Here is a 19,084-nt window from a genome sequence, read left to right on the forward strand (position 1 = left end):
TATAGAAAAGCTTGTATTCTTACTCTTTCTTGTCACTTAATAATTTATTTAATAGAAAAAAGAATAGTACGACACATAATTCAGTTAAGTTGGACATTTGTACGCTTTCTATCCAATCATCAGCAGTATGAATGACGAACCAATCTAGTGTAATTTCAATGAATGAGAAAAGAGTGAGAGAAATCCAATTTGGCATGTTTTGAGTTAATGGATATAGCAGCGCTTTGAAGAAACTGAAAATAAATAATGTAATACCATCTAAGAAAGTGATTAATAGAAAAAAGAGAAGTAAAGCAGTACGTGAACTATACGCTATACCTGTAATTTGAAAGATTCCTACATATACAAAAAATATAAATGTAAAAACTATAATGAGAAAAAGAGCAATAATACTAATGATAATTGTTTTATCTTTTAGGCTGAGATTTGAGAACCTATCCTCCTCATGCATTAAAATACCCCTTTTTCTGGAAGTTGACTTCATTTTATCATGAAATACATATTAAAAAACTACGAATTATGGGAAAATAAGGTGACAAAAAGTAAGATTTCATGTAAAATTATTAATAAGGTTTTTATTTAACTAAATGAAATAAAAGGAGCTGTCAATGTTGTCTCAAAATCGAGAGCAATTAATGGAAGAACTATCGACAAATGTGTTTGCTATGTTTCGCACGTTGCGTAATGATATCGGAAAAATATTCGGTGGTTACATACCGTGGAATGAATTCATCGTCCTAAGAATATTAAATCGTACGAATAAAGAAATGGTATCGCGTGTAGCAAATGAATTAAATGTGTCGAATAGTCATATTACAGCTGTTACAGAAAAATTAATTAATAAAGGTTTTGTAACTCGTTCACGTTCTACATCAGATCGCCGAGTTGTGTATTTAGAGATTACAGAACAAGGGAAAGATTTAGTTGCGAAAATGGAAGATGCGAAAAAACAATATTTACAAGAAAGATTCTCTGCACTTTCAGAAGATGAAATGAATGTAATGATTTCAATTTCCAAAAAACTTATTTAAGTGATTATAAACAAGAAAACGCTTACGTGATAAAATAGAAGGTCTTCCTTATAGATGGGAGATCTTCTTTCGTGTGTAATAGATGTTAATAAATAAAATGTGTATGAAAAAAGATAGAGCGCCATACTACTAATACAAGGAAGGAGGGAGAAATATGACGAATCGTAACGGTAGTAAAGGGAGCGGTAATCAAGGATCACCAAAGTCCGGCCAATTTAATCAGGAATTTAGCACTGAATTTGAAACTGGTAATGATAATAAAGGAAAAGAATATCGTTCTAAAAAAGGGAGTAAATCAAAAAAGGAGTGAAATAATTCACTCCTTTTTTGATTTACGATGCTGCCGATTGATCCGTATTATATTTTTCTTCTGATTTTGCGACAATCATTGCGCAAATTGCATCCCCAGAAATGTTTACAGCTGTTCTAGACATATCTAGAATACGGTCAATACCGATAATTAAAGCGATACCTTCTACTGGTAGATTTACTTGATTTAAAACCATTGTAAGCATTACAAGTCCAACACCAGGTACACCAGCAGTACCGATACTAGCTAGTACAGCAGTTAATACGACCATAGCTAATTGCGGTAATGTAAGTTCAACTCCGTATACTTGAGCGATAAATACAGTGGCTACTCCTTGCATAATGGCAGTACCATCCATATTAATAGTTGCCCCTAGTGGTTGTACAAATGAGCTTATCGCTTTTGGAACGCCAAGCTTATCTTGTGCTGTTTTCATTGCAAATGGAAGCGATGCATTAGAGCTAGATGTACTAAATCCAATTGCCATTACTGGTCCGAAATGTTTAAAGAAACGAACAATACTTTCTTTTGCTAATACCTTTAATAAGCCGCCATATACAAAGACCCCGTGAATAATGAGTACTAACATAACGACAATCATATACTTGAACATCGCAGCGACGCCTGCAAGACCCATTTTACCAACGGATGAAGCGAGCAAACCGAATGTTCCAATTGGGGCTAATTTCATAACGAGATTAACAAGATACATCATTAATTCGTTGCCCTGTTCAAGTAATGAATGGATACCTTGAACTCGTTTTCCTAAAATAGCTATACCGAGTCCAATCAATACGGCAAAGGCAATGATTTGTAACATGTTTCCGTCAGCCATGGCTTTTGCTGGGTTATCTGGTACGATATTTAACAATGTGTCGACGAAAGATGTTTCAGTTTTTGCACCTTCATACTTAAGACCTTCTGTTTTAAAATTACCGCCAGCTCCTGGTTTTATAATAAGTGCAAATGTAACCGCTATAGAGATGGCAACCGCAGTTGTTACGAGAAAGAATGAAATTGATTTTAAACCGATTCTTCCAAGTTGTTTCGGATCTCCAAGACCGGCAGCACCAAGTACGATAGAAATGAACACAACAGGAACAACTAGCATTTTAATAAGTCGAATAAATAATTGACCAATTGGGTTGAACACATATTGATTTAGTGGCTCAAAGATAGATGGAGCAGCTAAATTTAGAGTGAGTCCAACAACTAGACCTAGGAATAATGCGATTAAGATTGCTTTTGTTTGTTTCAATAAAATCCCCCCTTTTGTTTTTGCAAAATTTCTTTCTAAAGTAATTATACCGAAAAAATACCTAATTTGACAATATTTTCTGAATTTTTTGTTTTAATTTAAGTGTAGATAGACTGATTTTGTGTTTGGAAAATAAAATAGACCATCACATAGGATGGTCTAGGGAAGGGGACAATTTATGTCAATTTAATTAGGGATGGAAGTTGCTTTAAGACACTGGGGAATGTCTTATAAATTAGGGAGGAACAACTTCGATACATATACTATAAAAGGTAGGTGTGACTCTCATGTGAACATAGGGTGAAAGAGAGAGGGAGTTTTAAATAAAAGGTAGAAAGACAAAAAAATAAGACCATCATTTATAAGATGGTCAAGGAAGGGGACAATTTATGTCAATTTAATTAGGGATGGAAGCTGTTCAAAGACACTGGGGAATGTCTTATAAATTAGGGAGGAACAACTTCGATACATATACTATAAAAGGTAGATGTGACCTCTGTGTGAACATAGGGTGAAAGAGAGAGGGAGTTTTAAATAAAAGGTAGAAAGACAAAAAAATAAGACCATCATTTATAAGATGGTCAAGGAAGGGGACAATTTATGTCAATTTAATTAGGGATGGAAGCTGCTTTAAGACACTGGGGAATGTCTTATAAATTAGGGAGGAACAACTTCGATACATATACTATAAAAGGTAGATGTGACCTCTGTGTGAACATAGAGTGAAAGAGAGAGGGAGTTTTAAATAAAATGAAAATTTAATGAGTGTTTTTTGTTCATCCCCTGTTGATTATTAGCTTTAACCAATCGGGCGTTTATTGCCCACAAATAGTGGAATAAAAGATAGAGCAAACAAAAAATAAGACCATCATTTATAAGATGGTCAAGGGAAGGGGACAATTTATGTCAATTTAATTAGGGATGGAAGCTATTCAAAGACACTGGGGAATGTCTTATAAATTAGGGAGGAACAGCTTCGATACATATACTATAAAAGGTGGATGTGACCTCTATGTGAACATAGAGTGAAAGATATGGGGATTTGAAAAATAGTACATATGAAATTGTTATTGCTAGCAATATTGAGTTAGGATATAGAGTTTTCCAGCATAAAAACGAAAAGGAATCTGAATATAAATAAAAGTTGTAATCTATGAAAAAAAAGATTATGCTCAACTATATTATGAGAATATAAGGTTTGTCCCAATTATTTAAGGGCTTTTAAAAAGCTTTTTATTTATGAGGGGAAAGTTTCACTTTAATAAGGGAGTTAGTGATATGAACGTAACAAAAAAACAAGGGCTGTATAATCGTCTTATACGATTAAACCCACCACAAATATTAGCATTAGGCTTTTTCTGCTTAATTGTGGTTGGCGGTTTGTTATTAAAATTACCATTCGCAACGAAAGCACATATTAGTTGGGTAGATGCTTTCTTTACAGCAACTTCAGCAGCGACCGTAACTGGTTTGGGAGTAGTGGATACAGCAAGTACATTTACGATGTTTGGCGAAATTGTTATTATGTTTTTAATTCAAACAGGTGGTCTAGGTCTTATGACAATTGCCATTTTAATTGTTTGGGTACTAGGTAAAAAAATCGGATTACGCCATCGTTTATTAATTGGAGAAGCATTTAATCAAACCAATATAGGTGGTCTTGTAAAATTAGTAAAGCGTGTCTTTATATTTTCGATTTGTATTGAACTTATTGGGGTCATTTTTTTATCGTTTCGCTTTATTCCAGAGTTTGGTTTTGGAAAAGGTTTATACTATAGTATTTTTCATGTAATTGCATCTTATAATAATGCAGGATTTGCTTTATGGCCAGATAATTTAACAAGATATGTAGGGGATCCCATTATTAATATTGGGATTTGCTCTTTAATTGTAATCGGAGGACTCGGTTTTACCGTATTAATTGATATATGGTATAGTCGCAGTTTTCGAAAATTATCACTTCACTCAAAAATAATGATTATTGGAACAGTAGTGCTAAATGTTATAGCAATGATTGTAATTTTTGTATTGGAATATAATAATGTGAAGACGTTAGGGAATTTATCTTTAAATGAAAAACTATGGGCTTCCTTCTTTCAAGGTATTACTCCGCGGACAGCTGGATTTAATACGGTTGACTATGGAGGTATGGAAGAATCATCTATATTATTTACGATGATTTTAATGTTTATTGGTGCAGGAAGTGTATCGACAGGTGGAGGAATTAAATTAACGACGTTTGTTATCTTAATTACATCTGTCCTTTCTTTCTTTAGAAAAAAGGAGGAAATTGTTTTATTTCAGCGTACAATTAAAATGTCGACAGTAACGAGGGCATTAGCAATTGCTGTTGCCAGTCAAATACTTATTTTAGCAGCGGTATTCATATTAATGCTTACAGAAAACTTCAGCTTTATTCAATTATTATTTGAGACAATATCAGCGTTTGGCACAGTCGGATTAACGATGGGAATTACTGCACAGCTATCGGCATTCGGAAAATGTATTATTATGTTTGTTATGTTCTGCGGATTAATTGGACCATTAACACTTGTGTTCTCTTTAGCGCGACCAGCAAAACAAAAAATAAAATATCCATCGGAAGATGTGTTTACAGGATAAGGTATCCCGCGTTAAGCGAGATACCTTTTTCTTTTTTAGAACAGGGAGAACAATAGACCAATAAGTGCTACTCGGAATAAAATTGCGATAAGTGCAGCAATTCCACCGACAACTGCAGCGATACCGCCAGTTACAGTAGCTCCGCGATTATAAGCGTAAATACCGAGTAAAACAGAAACAAGACCAAATAGTGTTGGAAATGTAAATAGCGATAAGATAGATAGCGCAAGAGCGATAAAACCAGCAGTTGATCCAGCAGCGGACGATTTTACAACATCTTTATCGTCTTTATCATCGTAATTATAATCAATGCGTTGTGGTGCAACCTCAGCGGCGTACTCTTCTTTATAGTCACTATAATCACTATCTATTCTATCTCTTCTTTTATAATCATCAAATTTCTCAGTCAAAGTCATGACTCCTTTCATAACAAGGTTCAATAGTAGTATGTATCTCTTTTTCTTTTTTATCCCGCTATTTGTGGGAGTCGAGCTACGTACACATCCCACTGATTAAAGTTTCACTATACCGGAGCATGTACAGGGAGTAGTATCTTTTAAAAGAAGGAAAATGTTTTTTTGAAATAGGAAAAGTTAGTATGACTTCCTCTATTTTGGAAAATATAAAAAGGAATAATGAGGAAAGGGTGCAATACATAATGGAACATCCAATTGAAAATTTAATGAAAACGGCAATGACAAATTTAAAAGAGATGGTAGATGTAAATACAATTGTTGGGAGCCCGGTTTCAACAGCTGACGGAAATGTAGTATTAACAGTATCTCAAGTGGCTTTTGGTTTTGGAGCTGGTGGAAGTGATTTTAAAGGGGATTTCATTGCTGAAAAACATAACGGTGGGCAAAATCAGCATAAAGAGAACAAACAAGGGCATCCATTTGGAGGAGGAAGCGGGGCTGGGGTTTCCATTAGTCCAGTAGCTTTTTTAGTAGTTGGTTCTAATGGGGTGCAAGTATTACATCTCAACAGCAGTACACATTTAATTGAAAAGGCTTTAAATACTGTACCAAGCACTGTAGATAAATTTGTGAATGGTCGTCAAAAGTGAACTTGCATTTTTTAGGAATTATGATATATTAGAAAAAGTGCGCTTTAGGATGATCGGAATAATTGAAATGTAAATATATATGATGTGTGGAATAAGGGAGAGGAATTTATGATTAATATCAAAAACTTAGTAGTTGGCTTATTTATGTTAGTAAGCGGCTTTGTTGTATATGTAATAAAAGAAAAAGCTCCATTCTAAAACAGACAAACCGTTAATGTCTGTTTTTAATTTACCGAAAAAAATTGACAAGTTATTGTATTGGTGTTATAATTTTAATTCGTGTCTCGGTTACAGCTAGTGTAAAGTAAATATCTCTTATGAATGCAATACGAAAAGTTTGCGAAAGATCGGGTAATTTTATCAACAACTTTTGTGAACAAACCCTATAAATTGTATTTGTAAGCTATATATGTATACTAGTGAATCAAGGAGCGGTCAGTGGAACCGTAATGATGAGAGAGAGGTAGGGCTTTCATCCAGTATATGTTACTTTCCCGTTAGGTGAATATAAAAAAGAGGACTCCTTTTAAAAGGAGTCCTCTTTCATTTTTTAAGTGCGACTTTCAACTTGTTGACAAATTTCATCCGTTGTTAAACCGTGAGCTGTAATGACTGATCCTTTAATTGATGTATCTGCAATGCCCATCACATTAGAATCTTGCCCAGTTACAACGCAACAATCACACCCTTGTGCATCCTGTTCTGAGTTAAGTGTAACAACTTCATGACCTTGTTGTTGAAGAGCTTGTTGAACGTCTGTTAATGAGTTTTCAACGCCAATTCTAGCCATAATTCTCACCTCCTACCATCTAATTGCTAGTATGCTCAAGTTCACTGCATATATTTATGAAAAGACGGTAGGAAGTAAATCTTTGTTTAGTCGTTATATACGCCAGTAAGCATTTGACTAACGAATTGATCGTTTAATGTATCTTGTGCTGAAGAAGTATTTGAATGGATGTCGATTGAAGCAATAAAATGATTATGTTCTTTCGTATTTGGTTCTACCTCTACGTAATTATCGAATTTACAAAAACCTTTCGTATCCATTAGATCAAATAATTGCAGCATTTCTACTACCTCTTGTCTCGTTCCTTTAATTTGTACACACGCCATATTTATTTCCTCCTTTATTTTGACAAATTGTTTTTTAAAAATAGGATTATGATTACGAAATGAAAAATATGAATGTTATTTTTAGACAGCGCTATTTTTGTTATTTCCCCCCTTTTTCAGCAAAAGTCGTTATATATTCCCAGATTTATAAAATCGGACGTCCGTTTATTGAATACAATAGATTCGTATCAATTGATGAAAATCCTTCTTTTAAACAAATATTTTTTTAGTGGAAATTAGCGAAAAAAATTTTTGGTTTTTTTGTAAACGTTAACAATGTTGTTAAATCAGTATAAGCAAAGAAGTACGTACGATTAAAAATTATAAATTTTCTAAAAATTAACTTGATTTATTTAGAAAGGAGAGTAAACTAGGAAACAATAAAAAATTCATAGAACATAGGAGGCGCTTCTAGTGAATGAGCAATGGATTTTCTTAAATGGAGAATTTGTTCCAAAAGATGAGGCAAAAGTTTCAGTATATGATCATGGCTATTTATATGGCGATGGAGTGTTTGAAGGAATTAGAGTTTATAGCGGTAATGTTTTCCGTTTGAGAGAGCATCTTGTCCGGCTGTATGAATCAGCAAAATCAATCCTTTTAGAAATTCCATATTCATTAGATGAAGTAACAAATATTGTTGTTGAGACGATTCGACAAAATAAATTATCTAATGGATACATTCGCCTTGTTGTATCAAGAGGAGCAGGAAATCTTGGATTGGATCCCGATTCATGTAAGAAGCCGAATGTAGTAGTAATTGCAGAACAATTATCTTTATTCCCGCAAGAATATTATGAGAAAGGGATTCCAGTTGTAACAGTTGCAACGCGCCGAAATCGTCCCGATGTTTTATCCCCTCAAGTAAAATCTTTAAATTACTTAAACAATATTTTAGTTCGTATTGAAGCGAAATTAGCTGGAGTACAAGAAGCACTTATGTTAAATGATCAAGGATATGTAGCTGAAGGATCAGGAGATAACGTGTTTATTGTTAAAGGAAATAAATTAATTACACCACCAAGTTCTGCTGGAGCGTTAGAAGGTATTACACGAAACGCTATTTTAGAAATCGGCGAAAAACTTGGGTATGACGTAAGAGAAGAGTTATTTACAAGACATGATGTATATGTAGCTGATGAAGTGTTTTTAACAGGAACAGCTGCTGAAGTGATTGCTGTTACGACAGTAGATGGTAGAACGATTGGCTTAGGGCAAACAGGTCCACATACGAACCGTTTATTAGAAGAGTTTCGTAAGTTAGTTGTAGAAGATGGAGAGAAAATTTACGAAGAAAATAAAGTTGGATAACAACTTTTTTAACATAAGAAAGCGTTGATAGGGAGGAGTAGTTGATTGTGAAGCCTCACAGAGAGTCGGTGGTTGCTGAAAACCGATGGTTCACGTCGACGAACATCGCCCTTGAGTGCTAAGCTAAAGCATTTGTCTAGGCTTAGACGGTAGCTCCGTTATTAGCTAGATCCATTTATGGATCACTGAGGCAAGAGTATTCTTGCGAAGAAGGGTGGTACCGCGAAATCTTTCGTCCCTTCAGCACATAGCTGGAGTGTGGACGTAGGATTTTTTTATTGTATAAAAGTTTGAAAAAGGGGGCTTATAAGAACAATGTCTTCAAAAACGGAAGAGAAACTGGCAACTGGTGCACAGCTATTGTTAGAAGCGCTAGAAAAGGAAGGGGTAGAAGTGATTTTCGGTTATCCGGGTGGTGCCGTTTTACCTCTCTATGATGCATTGTATGATTGTGAAATTCCGCATATTTTAACAAGGCATGAGCAAGGGGCAATTCACGCTGCTGAAGGATATGCCAGAATTACAGGGCATCCAGGGGTTGTAATTGCAACGAGTGGACCAGGTGCTACAAATGTAATTACGGGTCTAGCTGATGCAATGATTGATTCATTGCCACTTGTAGTATTTACAGGCCAAGTAGCAACAACGTTAATTGGGAGCGATGCTTTTCAAGAGGCAGATATTATGGGACTTACGATGCCAGTGACAAAACATAACTATCAAGTGCGAAAGGCCTCAGATTTACCTCGAATTATTAAAGAAGCATTTCATATTGCTAAAACAGGAAGACCAGGACCAGTCGTTATTGACCTTCCGAAAGATATGGTAGTCGAGAAAGGTGAGCGATGTAGTAATGTACAAATGGATTTACCAGGATATAACCCTAATTATGAACCGAATCTACTTCAAATAAACAAATTACTCAAAGTAATTGAAACCGCAAAAAAACCGTTAATTTTAGCTGGAGCGGGTATATTGCATGCGAAAGCTTCGAAAGAATTGACAAGTTTTGCTCGTAAATATGAAATTCCTGTTGTGCATACATTACTTGGTCTCGGTGGCTTTCCACCAGATGATGAACTATTTTTAGGAATGGGAGGAATGCACGGTTCTTATACAGCCAATATGGCGTTATATGAATGTGACTTACTCATTAATGTAGGTGCGAGATTTGATGATCGGCTTACAGGGAATTTAGCTTATTTTGCTAAAGGGGCTACTGTTGCACATATCGATATCGATCCAGCAGAAATCGGGAAAAATGTGCCGACTGAAATTCCTATTGTTGCAAGTGCTAAGCGGGCATTGGAAGTATTACTTGAACCAGAAGGGGGAAAAGAAAATCATCATGAATGGATCACTTTATTAAAGGGGAGAAAAGAACAATATCCATTCTCTTATAAAAGAAACTCTGAAAGTATTAAGCCTCAATACGCAATTGATATGTTATATGAAATTACGAAGGGAGAAGCGATTGTAACAACAGACGTTGGGCAACATCAAATGTGGGCAGCGCAATATTATCCGCTGAAAAATCCAGATAAATGGGTAACTTCTGGTGGATTAGGAACGATGGGGTTCGGATTTCCAGCAGCAATCGGTGCGCAAATTGCAAAGCCTGAGGAACTAGTTATTGCAATTGTCGGTGACGCCGGATTTCAAATGACCTTGCAAGAATTAAGTGTGTTAAAAGAACACTCGTTGCCTGTTAAAGTATTTATCTTAAATAATGAAGCTTTAGGAATGGTAAGACAATGGCAAGATGAATTTTATAATCAAAGATACTCGCACTCTTTATTGTCGTGTCAACCAGATTTCGTCGCTCTTGCGAATGCGTATGGCATAAAAGGAGTTCGCATAGAGGATCCACTTCTTGCAAAGAAGCAAATACAGCAGGCGATTGAATTACAAGGACCAGTCGTAATTGATTGCCGTGTACTTCAATCAGAAAAGGTAATGCCGATGGTTGCGCCAGGGAAAGGTGTTCACCAAATGGAGGGAGTGGAAAAAAGGTGAAGAGAATTGTTACAGCGACAGTTCGAAATCAAAGTGGTGTGTTAAACCGAATTACAGGGGTTATGACACGAAGACATTTTAATATTGAAAGTATTTCAGTAGGTCATACGGAATCATCGGACATATCGCGGATGACGATTGTTGTACACGTTGAAAATGAACAGCAAGTGGAGCAGTTAATTAAACAACTTCATAAGCAAATTGATGTTCTGAAAGTATCAGATATTACAGAAGAAGCGATGATTGCTAGAGAACTTGCACTTATTAAAGTAGCAACATCAGTAGCAAGAGCAGAATTATATAGTTTAATTGAACCGTTTCGAGCCGCTGTAATAGATGTTGGGAAGGATTCCATAGTTGTGCAAGTAACAGGTACGCAAGATAAAGTAGAAGCGTTAATCGAATTACTTCGTCCATACGGTCTGAAAGAAATTGCTAGAACAGGTGTAACAGCATTTACGCGTAGTATGAAAAAACAAGATAAGCAAGTTATGTTAATTCAATAATCATTTAAATATAGGGGGAAATGAAAATGACAAAAGTTTATTATGAGAAAGATGTAACGGTAAATGTATTAAAAGAAAAGAAAGTAGCAATCATTGGATATGGTTCGCAAGGTCATGCGCATGCGCAAAACTTACGTGATAACGGATTTGATGTAGTAGTAGGTTTAAGAAAAGGTAAGTCTTGGGATAAAGCGAATGAAGATGGATTTTCTGTATATACAGTAGCAGAAGCAGCGGAAAAAGCTGATGTAGTAATGATTCTACTGCCTGATGAATTACAACCAGAAGTATATGAAGCTGAAATTGCACCAAATTTACAGGCTGGAAACTCTCTCGTGTTCGCACATGGATTTAATGTTCACTTTGGTCAAGTAAAACCACCAGCTAATGTAGATGTATTTCTAGTAGCCCCAAAAGGACCGGGGCATCTCGTACGCCGTACGTTCGTCGAGGGCGGAGCTGTTCCTGCATTATTTGCAGTATACCAAGATGCAGCAGGAGTTGCGACTGAAAAGGCACTTTCTTATGCTGATGGGATTGGAGCGACGAGAGCTGGTGTATTAGAAACGACATTTAAAGAAGAAACAGAAACAGATTTATTTGGAGAGCAAGCTGTGCTTTGCGGCGGAGTAACTGCGCTAGTAAAAGCTGGGTTTGAAACGTTAGTTGATGCGGGATATCAGCCTGAACTTGCATATTTTGAATGTTTACATGAACTGAAGCTAATCGTTGACCTTATGTACGAAGGTGGACTTGAAAATATGAGATATTCAGTTTCTGATACAGCGCAGTGGGGAGACTTCGTATCAGGACCACGCGTTGTTACTGAAGATACGAAGAAAGCGATGGGGGCAGTATTAGCAGAAATTCAAGATGGTACATTTGCAAGAGGATGGATTGCAGAACATAAAGCAGGAAGACCAAATTTCCATGCGACAAATGAGAAAGAGAATAAACATGAAATCGAAGTAGTTGGACGTAAATTACGTGAAATGATGCCTTTCGTACAGCCGCGAGTAAAGGTAGGGGTTAAATAATATGAAGCAGGTTTTGTTCATGGATACAACGCTTCGTGATGGCGAACAATCACCAGGAGTAAATTTAAATGAACAAGAGAAATTACAAATTGCTAGGCAATTAGAGAGGCTTGGTATTCATGTAATGGAAGCTGGATTCGCGGCAGCTTCCGAAGGCGACTTCCAATCGGTAAAACGTATTGCGAATACAATTCAAAATGCTACGGTTATGAGTTTAGCTAGAGCGAAAGAAAGTGACATTCGAAGAGCATATGAAGCTGTGAAAGGTGCTGTATCCCCTCGTCTACACGTATTTCTAGCTACGAGTGATATTCATATGAAATATAAACTTTGTATGTCAAAAGAAGATGTGTTAAATAGTATTCATCGCTCGGTTACGCTTGGAAAATCATTATTTCCGACAGTACAATTTTCTGCAGAAGATGCGACAAGAACATCGAGAGCATTTTTAGCTGAAGCAGTAGAAATTGCGATTCGAGCAGGAGCGAATGTAATTAATATTCCGGATACAGTTGGATATACGAATCCGGAAGAGTATTATTCTCTTTTTAAATACTTACAAGAATCCGTTCCTTCATATGAAAAAGCAATTTTCTCTTGTCATTGTCATGATGATCTTGGGATGGCAGTAGCAAATTCATTAGCTGCGGTTGAAGGCGGAGCGTTGCAAGTAGAAGGAACAATTAATGGAATTGGAGAAAGAGCAGGTAATGCGGCGCTAGAAGAGGTCGCAGTTGCTCTTCATATTAGAAAAGATTTCTATAAGGCGGAGTCTTCTATGATGCTAAAAGAAATTAAAACGACGAGTACATTAGTAAGCAGATTAACAGGTATGGTTGTACCGAAAAATAAAGCGATCGTTGGAGCGAATGCTTTTGCTCATGAATCCGGAATTCATCAAGATGGTGTTTTAAAAGAAGTGACAACATATGAAATTATTGAACCAGCGCTAATAGGCGAATCTCAAAATCTATTCGTACTTGGAAAACATTCTGGACGTCACGCGTTTACAGAAAAAATGAAAGAGCTTGGCTATGAATTTACAAAGGAAGAACGAGATGCGGTGTTTGAAGCGTTCAAAAAATTAGCTGATCGTAAGAAGGAAATTACTGAGGAAGATTTACGTGCGCTTATGCTTGGTGAAGCAGCATTTGCAGCTCAGCAATATAACATTACGCAACTACAAGTTCATTTCGTATCAAATAGTACACAATGCGCGACAGTTGTACTAAAAGACGAAGAAGGAAATGCATACGAAGATGCAGCCACTGGTTCTGGTAGTATTGAGGCGATCTATAATGCAATCCAAAGAATTTTAGGATTAGAATGTGAATTGGTGGATTATCGCATACAATCTATTACACAAGGTCAAGACGCACTGGCTCATGTTCATGTTGAATTAAAAGAAGGAACGCATCAAGTATCAGGTTTTGGTGTTGCGCAAGATGTATTGGAAGCGTCGGCAAGAGCATATGTCCATGCAGCAGGGAAATTAAAATCTCTTATAGCGCTTGTGAAATAAATATTTGATAGGTGAGAGAAGCTTTCCTCACCTATCAAATTAAAGTTCTGAAAATTCGGTTAAAAGGAGTGTTAAAAATGGAAAAACGTATCGTTTGTTTAGCTGGTGATGGTGTTGGTCCAGAAGTAATGGAAAGTGCGAAGGAAGTATTGCATATGGTAGAAAGGCTATATGGACATCATTTTCATTTGCAAGATGAGTACTTTGGTGGTGTTGCTATCGATTTAACTGGGCAACCATTACCACAGCGAACACTTGCCGCCTGTTTAGCGAGTGATGCGGTTTTACTTGGAGCAGTAGGTGGACCAAGGTGGGATAGTGCGAAAGAAAGGCCTGAGAAAGGATTATTAGCATTAAGAAAAGGACTCGGTGTATTTGCGAATGTTCGCCCTGTAACGGTAGAAAGTGCAACTGCACATTTATCACCATTAAAAAACGCTGATGAAATTGATTTCGTTGTCGTTCGTGAATTAACAGGCGGAATTTATTTTTCTTATCCGAAAGAGCGAACGGAAGAAGTGGCGACAGATACACTTACGTATCATCGCCATGAAATTGAACGTATCGTTTCGTATGCTTTTCAATTAGCGAATAAGCGGAAGAAAAAAGTAACATCTATTGATAAAGCGAATGTTTTAGAGTCTAGTAAATTATGGAGAACTGTGACAGAAGAAGTAGCAATTCGCTACCCAAATGTGGAAGTAGAACACATTTTAGTAGATGCAGCAGCTATGGAATTAATTCGGAATCCAGGAAGATTTGACGTTATTGTAACGGAAAATTTATTTGGTGATATTTTAAGTGATGAGGCTTCAGTATTAGCTGGATCATTAGGAATGCTTCCATCAGCAAGTCACGCTGAAAAGGGACCTTCATTATACGAGCCTATTCACGGATCAGCACCGGATATTGCGGGGAAAAATAAGGCGAATCCAATTGCGATGATGCGTTCTGTTGCAATGATGCTTGGGCAATCGTTCGGATTAACGAGAGAAGGATATGCAATTGAAGAAGCAGTTTCTGCAGTCCTTAAATCAGGAAAATGTACAGCAGATATCGGGGGGACTGAAACGACAACTTCATTTACAAAGGCAGTTATTCAAGAAATGGAAGAGCAAGCGTTAGTAGGGAGAGGAAGATAATGGGGAAAAGGTTACTAGATAAGCTTTGGGAAAGACATGTAGTTGCGACTAATGAAAATGGATTGGATTTATTATATATCGATCTACATCTTGTTCATGAAGTAACGTCACCGCAAGCCTTTGAAGGCTTGCGGCTTACAAATCGAACAGTCCGCAGACCAGATTTAACATTTGCAACGATGGATCATAATATTCCAACGAAAGATGTTTGGAATATTACCGACCGCATTGCGAAGCAGCAACTAGATACACTTCGGGAAAACTGTAAACAATTTCAGGTGCCATTAGCGGATATCGGAGATGAAGAGCAAGGGATCGTTCATGTAATAGGACCAGAACTTGGGCTTACGCAGCCAGGAAAAACGATTGTTTGTGGTGATAGTCATACAGCAACACACGGTGCTTTTGGCGCACTAGCGTTTGGTATTGGTACGAGTGAAGTGGAACATGTATTGGCAACGCAAACGTTATGGCAACGAAAGCCGAAAGCGATGGGCATTGAGTTAAAAGGAAAGTTACCGCAAGGTGTTTATGCGAAAGATATTATTTTACACCTTCTTTCAAAGTACGGAGTAGCAGTTGGAACAGGTTACGTAATGGAATTTTACGGAGAGGCCATTCATGCTATGGATATGGAAGAGAGGATGACGCTTTGCAATATGGCAATTGAAGGGGGAGCAAAGGCTGGCATTATTGCACCAGATGAAAAAACGGTTACTTACGTAAAAGGGCGTAAATATGCACCGAAAGACTATGAATCTATTAAGAAAAAATGGTCAGAACTTTATACAGATTTAGATGCAGTTTATGATTTACATATTCTAGTAGATGTTACGGATTTAGCGCCGTACGTTACGTGGGGAACAAATCCTAGTATGGGCGTTCGGATTGATGAGAAATTGCCAGAAAAGCATGATGCAAATGACGAAAGAGCGTTTTCTTATATGGGATTGAGTCCCGGACAAAGTACGTATGACATTCCAGTTCAACATGTTTTCATTGGATCTTGTACAAATTCCAGGCTTTCTGACTTAGAAATTGCTGCATCTGTCGTGAAAGGTAAAAAAGTAAAAGAAGGTGTGCGAGCACTTGTTGTACCTGGATCTCAAAGGGTAAGAGAAGCAGCGATGCATAAAGGGTTACATCGCATATTTGAAGAAGCTGGATTTGAATGGAGAGAGCCCGGATGCTCAATGTGTCTAGGTATGAATCCAGATCAAGTGCCTGAAGGGGAACATTGTGCCTCTACGTCAAATCGCAATTTTGAAGGAAGACAAGGAAAGGGAGCACGAACGCATTTAGTTAGCCCGGCAATGGCGGCAGCGGCTGCGTTATATGGTCATTTTGTTGATATTAGAAAGGAGAGTTATGATGGAGCCATTTCGTATTCATAAAGGTACGGCCGCAGTACTGATGAATGATAACATTGATACAGATCAAATTATTCCGAAGCAATATTTAAAGAGAATTGAAAGAACTGGGTTTGGGAAGTTTTTATTTGATGAATGGCGATATGATAATAATCGCCAAGAAAACCCTAATTTCCCGCTTAATGCACAAGAAAGAAAAGGAGCCAGCATATTAATTACAGGTGATAATTTTGGATGTGGCTCATCTAGAGAACATGCTCCATGGGCACTTGCTGATTATGGTTTCCGCGTTATTATCGCTGGAGGGTTTGCCGATATCTTTTATATGAATTGTATGAAAAATGGCATGTTACCGATTGTAATGGATAAAGATATGCGTGAACAACTTGCTAAAACAGATGCGGGGGAACAAATTACAGTTGATTTAGAAAATGAAATAATGACAACGAATACGCATAGATTCCATTTTACAATCGAGAAAATGTGGAAAGAGAAGTTATTAAATGGTTTAGATGAAATTAGTATTACAATGCAATATGAACAAGAAATAAAAGAGTATGAAAGAAAAGTGGCTTTACATTAAAAAAATGACGGAATATTAAAAATGTATTTACATTCAAAATTAACTGTTATATACTATGTGAAAATCAGAGGAGAAAGGGAGTAAGTATTATGAATATCGTGCAATCTATTACAATGCTTACACAACTACATCATCATACATGAAACCCTTGAACCTAGCGTGAAAACGTGTAGGTACAAGGGTTATTCCCGTTGTACCTACACTCTACTGAAGAGCCTTGTAGGTATTTTGTCTACAAGGCTCTTTTTATTTTCGGCTTAGGGGAATGAAATAGGCATACATTAGAAGGGGAAAGGTGTGAAAATTTAGATGACAAAATGGAAACGAGCAAACCCGAATGGAACGAGAGATTATTTATTCGAAGAATGTACGTTAATTGAAGAAGTAGAACAAAAACTAAGACTTACTTTTTTAGAGAGAGGTTATGAGGAAATAAGAACACCTACAATTGAATTTTATGATGTTTTTGCATTTCAAAATAGACCGATAGATGAAGAGAAGATGTATAAATTTTTTGATGAAAAGGGAAGGATTATCGTTTTACGTCCAGATATGACAATTCCTTTAGCGAGAGTGATTGGAACACAGAGACGGGATACGCCACTTAAAGTGACGTATAGCGGGAATGTATTTCGAGCGAATGAATCCCATTCTGGAAAATATAATGAAATCGTACAAAGTGGTATTGAAGTTATCGGGATTGATAATGTAAGAGCTGAAATTGAATGTGTAATAAGTGTCATTCAAGCACTTCAAAAGTTGAAGGTGCAATCTTTTACAATTGAGATTGGGCAAGTACAGTTATATAAATGTATTGTAAAAAAACTCTCCATCCATGATGAAGAAGAAAGGGTACTTAGAACATATATAGAAAGTAAAAATTATGCTGCCCTCTCAAATTTTATCGGAGAAAAGAAATTAGATCGATGCGATGAGACAGTAAGGTTACTTGAGAAATTGCCAAGGCTATTTGGAAATTTAGAAGTTATTGAGGAGGCAGAAAAGCTTGCTTCAAGTAATGAAATGAAAATGGCAATTGCAAGAATAAAAGAAATGTATGAAACAATTGAAACGTTAGGATATGGTTCTTACATATCAATTGATTTGGGCATGATTCAACACTTAGATTACTATACGGGTGTTATTTTCAAAGGATATATATATGAAATTGGAGAAGAAATCGTTAGTGGCGGAAGATACGATGAGCTAATTGGCAATTTTGGAGAAATGCTGCCAGCTGTTGGACTCGCGATACAAGTAAATCAAATTGTGAAGGCGCTGCAAGAGCAGCAAGAACCATATGAACGAAATCAAATTGATATTGTGATTCATTATGAGTTAAATACAATAGCGGAAGCAGAAAGGCTACGAAATTTACTTCGAAAGGATGGAAAAAATGCTTGGTTATCTCTATTCTCTAATTTAAGCGATACCTTTCAATTCGCAAGAAAAAATAAAATAGGAACGGTCGTTGAGGCAAAGAATGAATACTTAGTGGAATATGTATGGAATGAGAAATGGGTAGTCCAGAAAGAAGGAGAGGCTTCATGCGTAACATTCAAATTGCGTTAACGAAAGGAAGATTAGAAAAACATGTCATTCCACTTTTTGAGCAGATTGGAATTGATTGTTCCGAGCTCAAAAATAAAGGTCGGAAGCTTGTATTTCAAAGTAAAAATACAAATATTTCATTTATTTTAGTAAAAGCGGTTGATGTTGCTACTTATGTAGAACATGGGGTAGCTGATATTGGCATCGTTGGAAAAGATATTTTAATGGAAAACGAGAAAGATATTTATGAAATGCTGGATTTAGGAGTGGGGATTTGTAAGTTTTGTGTGGCATCTATTCCTACGTATAATCCGAAGAGTTACCGGAAGAAAAGAATTGCTACGAAATACCCGCATATTACTTCTACTTATTTTCATGATAAGGGAGAGGATGTAGAAATTATTAAAATAGAAGGTTCTGTAGAAATCGCTCCTCTTCTTGGATTGGCGGATGCAATTGTAGATATTGTTGAAACAGGAAAAACATTACAAGAGAATGGACTCATTGTATTTGAGGAAATGCACTCTATATCGGCTCGGATGATTGTGAATAAGGCAGCTTTAAAAACTAAAAAAGACGAAATATTCAGTATTGTAAATATGATGGAGCAAGAAATCTTATCAGGGAAATAGGAGGATTTAAA

20 protein-coding genes and 1 other annotated feature are annotated in these 19,084 nt (G+C 36.5%); of the genes, 15 read left to right on the top strand and 5 right to left on the bottom strand.

Annotated elements, in window-relative coordinates; genetic code table 11:
- Nucleotides 1–19: 19 nt before the first annotated feature.
- Nucleotides 20–451 carry a regulatory YrvL family protein gene (locus tag MKY21_RS07040; protein WP_000544068.1) on the bottom strand — a complete coding sequence of 144 codons (432 nt, stop codon included), beginning with the start codon at nt 449–451 and terminating at the stop codon, nt 20–22.
- Between the two features lie 160 nt (nt 452–611).
- Here MKY21_RS07040 and MKY21_RS07045 point away from each other — a divergent pair, with 160 nt between their 5' ends.
- Both MKY21_RS07045 and MKY21_RS07050 read left to right on the top strand, forming a co-directional pair.
- On the top strand, nt 612–1,031 hold the full coding sequence (locus MKY21_RS07045; protein WP_000081432.1) for a MarR family winged helix-turn-helix transcriptional regulator: 420 nt from the start codon (nt 612–614) through the stop codon (nt 1,029–1,031).
- Nucleotides 1,032–1,185: 154 nt separating this feature from the next.
- The gene (locus MKY21_RS07050; RefSeq protein WP_000184928.1) at nt 1,186–1,341 is read left to right on the top strand and encodes a hypothetical protein; all 156 of its coding nucleotides are present in this window, start codon (nt 1,186–1,188) and stop codon (nt 1,339–1,341) included.
- Between the two features lie 22 nt (nt 1,342–1,363).
- Here the strand turns inward: MKY21_RS07050 and MKY21_RS07055 are convergent, their stop codons facing one another.
- Entirely contained in the window at nt 1,364–2,599 is a 1,236-nt protein-coding gene (locus MKY21_RS07055) for a dicarboxylate/amino acid:cation symporter (protein ID WP_000814809.1), read from the bottom strand.
- Nucleotides 2,600–3,877: 1,278 nt separating this feature from the next.
- Here MKY21_RS07055 and MKY21_RS07060 point away from each other — a divergent pair.
- Entirely contained in the window at nt 3,878–5,221 is a 1,344-nt protein-coding gene (locus MKY21_RS07060) for a TrkH family potassium uptake protein (protein WP_001103324.1), read from the top strand.
- A gap of 35 nt (nt 5,222–5,256) precedes the next feature.
- On the opposite strand, the gene MKY21_RS07065 is transcribed toward MKY21_RS07060, so the two are convergent.
- Complete coding sequence (locus tag MKY21_RS07065; RefSeq protein WP_000136550.1) at nt 5,257–5,631, bottom strand: hypothetical protein; 375 nt, start codon at nt 5,629–5,631, stop codon at nt 5,257–5,259.
- Nucleotides 5,632–5,819: 188 nt separating this feature from the next.
- Between MKY21_RS07065 and ytfJ the strand changes: the two genes are divergently transcribed.
- The gene (gene ytfJ, locus MKY21_RS07070) at nt 5,820–6,287 is read left to right on the top strand and encodes a GerW family sporulation protein (RefSeq protein WP_001999427.1); all 468 of its coding nucleotides are present in this window, start codon (nt 5,820–5,822) and stop codon (nt 6,285–6,287) included.
- Between the two features lie 108 nt (nt 6,288–6,395).
- Nucleotides 6,396–6,485, top strand: a complete 90-nt coding sequence (locus MKY21_RS07075; RefSeq protein WP_000608227.1) for a hypothetical protein — start codon at nt 6,396–6,398, stop codon at nt 6,483–6,485.
- Between the two features lie 352 nt (nt 6,486–6,837).
- On the opposite strand, the gene MKY21_RS07080 is transcribed toward MKY21_RS07075, so the two are convergent.
- Together MKY21_RS07080 and MKY21_RS07085 are read right to left on the bottom strand one after the other, a co-directional pair.
- Nucleotides 6,838–7,077, bottom strand: a complete 240-nt coding sequence (locus MKY21_RS07080) for a YkuS family protein (RefSeq protein ID WP_000101022.1) — start codon at nt 7,075–7,077, stop codon at nt 6,838–6,840.
- An 86-nt stretch (nt 7,078–7,163) separates the two neighbouring features.
- Nucleotides 7,164–7,403 carry a DUF3911 family protein gene (locus tag MKY21_RS07085; protein ID WP_000752512.1) on the bottom strand — a complete coding sequence of 80 codons (240 nt, stop codon included), beginning with the start codon at nt 7,401–7,403 and terminating at the stop codon, nt 7,164–7,166.
- A 414-nt stretch (nt 7,404–7,817) separates the two neighbouring features.
- Here MKY21_RS07085 and ilvE point away from each other — a divergent pair, with 414 nt between their 5' ends.
- From ilvE to hisG, 10 genes are all read left to right on the top strand, one after another.
- A complete protein-coding gene (ilvE, locus tag MKY21_RS07090) occupies nt 7,818–8,714 on the top strand; it encodes a branched-chain-amino-acid transaminase (RefSeq protein ID WP_001005486.1) in 897 nt (298 codons plus the stop codon).
- A 15-nt stretch (nt 8,715–8,729) separates the two neighbouring features.
- Nucleotides 8,730–8,957, top strand: a binding site (T-box leader).
- A 72-nt stretch (nt 8,958–9,029) separates the two neighbouring features.
- On the top strand, nt 9,030–10,730 hold the full coding sequence (gene ilvB / locus MKY21_RS07095) for an acetolactate synthase large subunit (protein WP_000095835.1): 1,701 nt from the start codon (nt 9,030–9,032) through the stop codon (nt 10,728–10,730).
- A complete protein-coding gene (gene ilvN / locus MKY21_RS07100; RefSeq protein ID WP_000822946.1) occupies nt 10,727–11,236 on the top strand; it encodes an acetolactate synthase small subunit in 510 nt (169 codons plus the stop codon). The genes ilvB and ilvN overlap by 4 nt, the downstream gene beginning before the upstream one ends.
- Nucleotides 11,237–11,256: 20 nt before the next feature.
- A complete protein-coding gene (ilvC, locus tag MKY21_RS07105) occupies nt 11,257–12,273 on the top strand; it encodes a ketol-acid reductoisomerase (RefSeq protein WP_001999424.1) in 1,017 nt (338 codons plus the stop codon).
- Nucleotide 12,274: 1 nt separating this feature from the next.
- Nucleotides 12,275–13,795 carry a 2-isopropylmalate synthase gene (gene leuA, locus MKY21_RS07110; RefSeq protein WP_000815754.1) on the top strand — a complete coding sequence of 507 codons (1,521 nt, stop codon included), beginning with the start codon at nt 12,275–12,277 and terminating at the stop codon, nt 13,793–13,795.
- A 77-nt stretch (nt 13,796–13,872) separates the two neighbouring features.
- Nucleotides 13,873–14,937 (top strand): 3-isopropylmalate dehydrogenase, encoded by a 1,065-nt coding sequence (leuB, locus tag MKY21_RS07115; RefSeq protein WP_000415380.1) that lies wholly within the window; start codon nt 13,873–13,875, stop codon nt 14,935–14,937.
- Nucleotides 14,937–16,331, top strand: a complete 1,395-nt coding sequence (gene leuC, locus MKY21_RS07120) for a 3-isopropylmalate dehydratase large subunit (RefSeq protein ID WP_000518104.1) — start codon at nt 14,937–14,939, stop codon at nt 16,329–16,331. The genes leuB and leuC overlap by 1 nt, the downstream gene beginning before the upstream one ends.
- Nucleotides 16,309–16,890 (top strand): 3-isopropylmalate dehydratase small subunit, encoded by a 582-nt coding sequence (gene leuD, locus MKY21_RS07125; RefSeq protein ID WP_000433183.1) that lies wholly within the window; start codon nt 16,309–16,311, stop codon nt 16,888–16,890. The genes leuC and leuD overlap by 23 nt, the downstream gene beginning before the upstream one ends.
- 309 nt (nt 16,891–17,199) lie before the next feature.
- Nucleotides 17,200–18,462 (top strand): ATP phosphoribosyltransferase regulatory subunit, encoded by a 1,263-nt coding sequence (locus MKY21_RS07130; protein ID WP_341075800.1) that lies wholly within the window; start codon nt 17,200–17,202, stop codon nt 18,460–18,462.
- Nucleotides 18,438–19,073, top strand: coding sequence for an ATP phosphoribosyltransferase (gene hisG, locus MKY21_RS07135; protein ID WP_001244486.1), 636 nt, complete (start codon nt 18,438–18,440; stop codon nt 19,071–19,073). The genes MKY21_RS07130 and hisG overlap by 25 nt, the downstream gene beginning before the upstream one ends.
- The last annotated feature ends 11 nt before the right edge of the window (nt 19,074–19,084 follow it).

The sequence above is a fragment of the Bacillus sp. FSL R9-9497 genome (assembly GCF_038005805.1).
In the GTDB taxonomy this organism is placed as follows: domain Bacteria; phylum Bacillota; class Bacilli; order Bacillales; family Bacillaceae_G; genus Bacillus_A; species Bacillus_A cereus.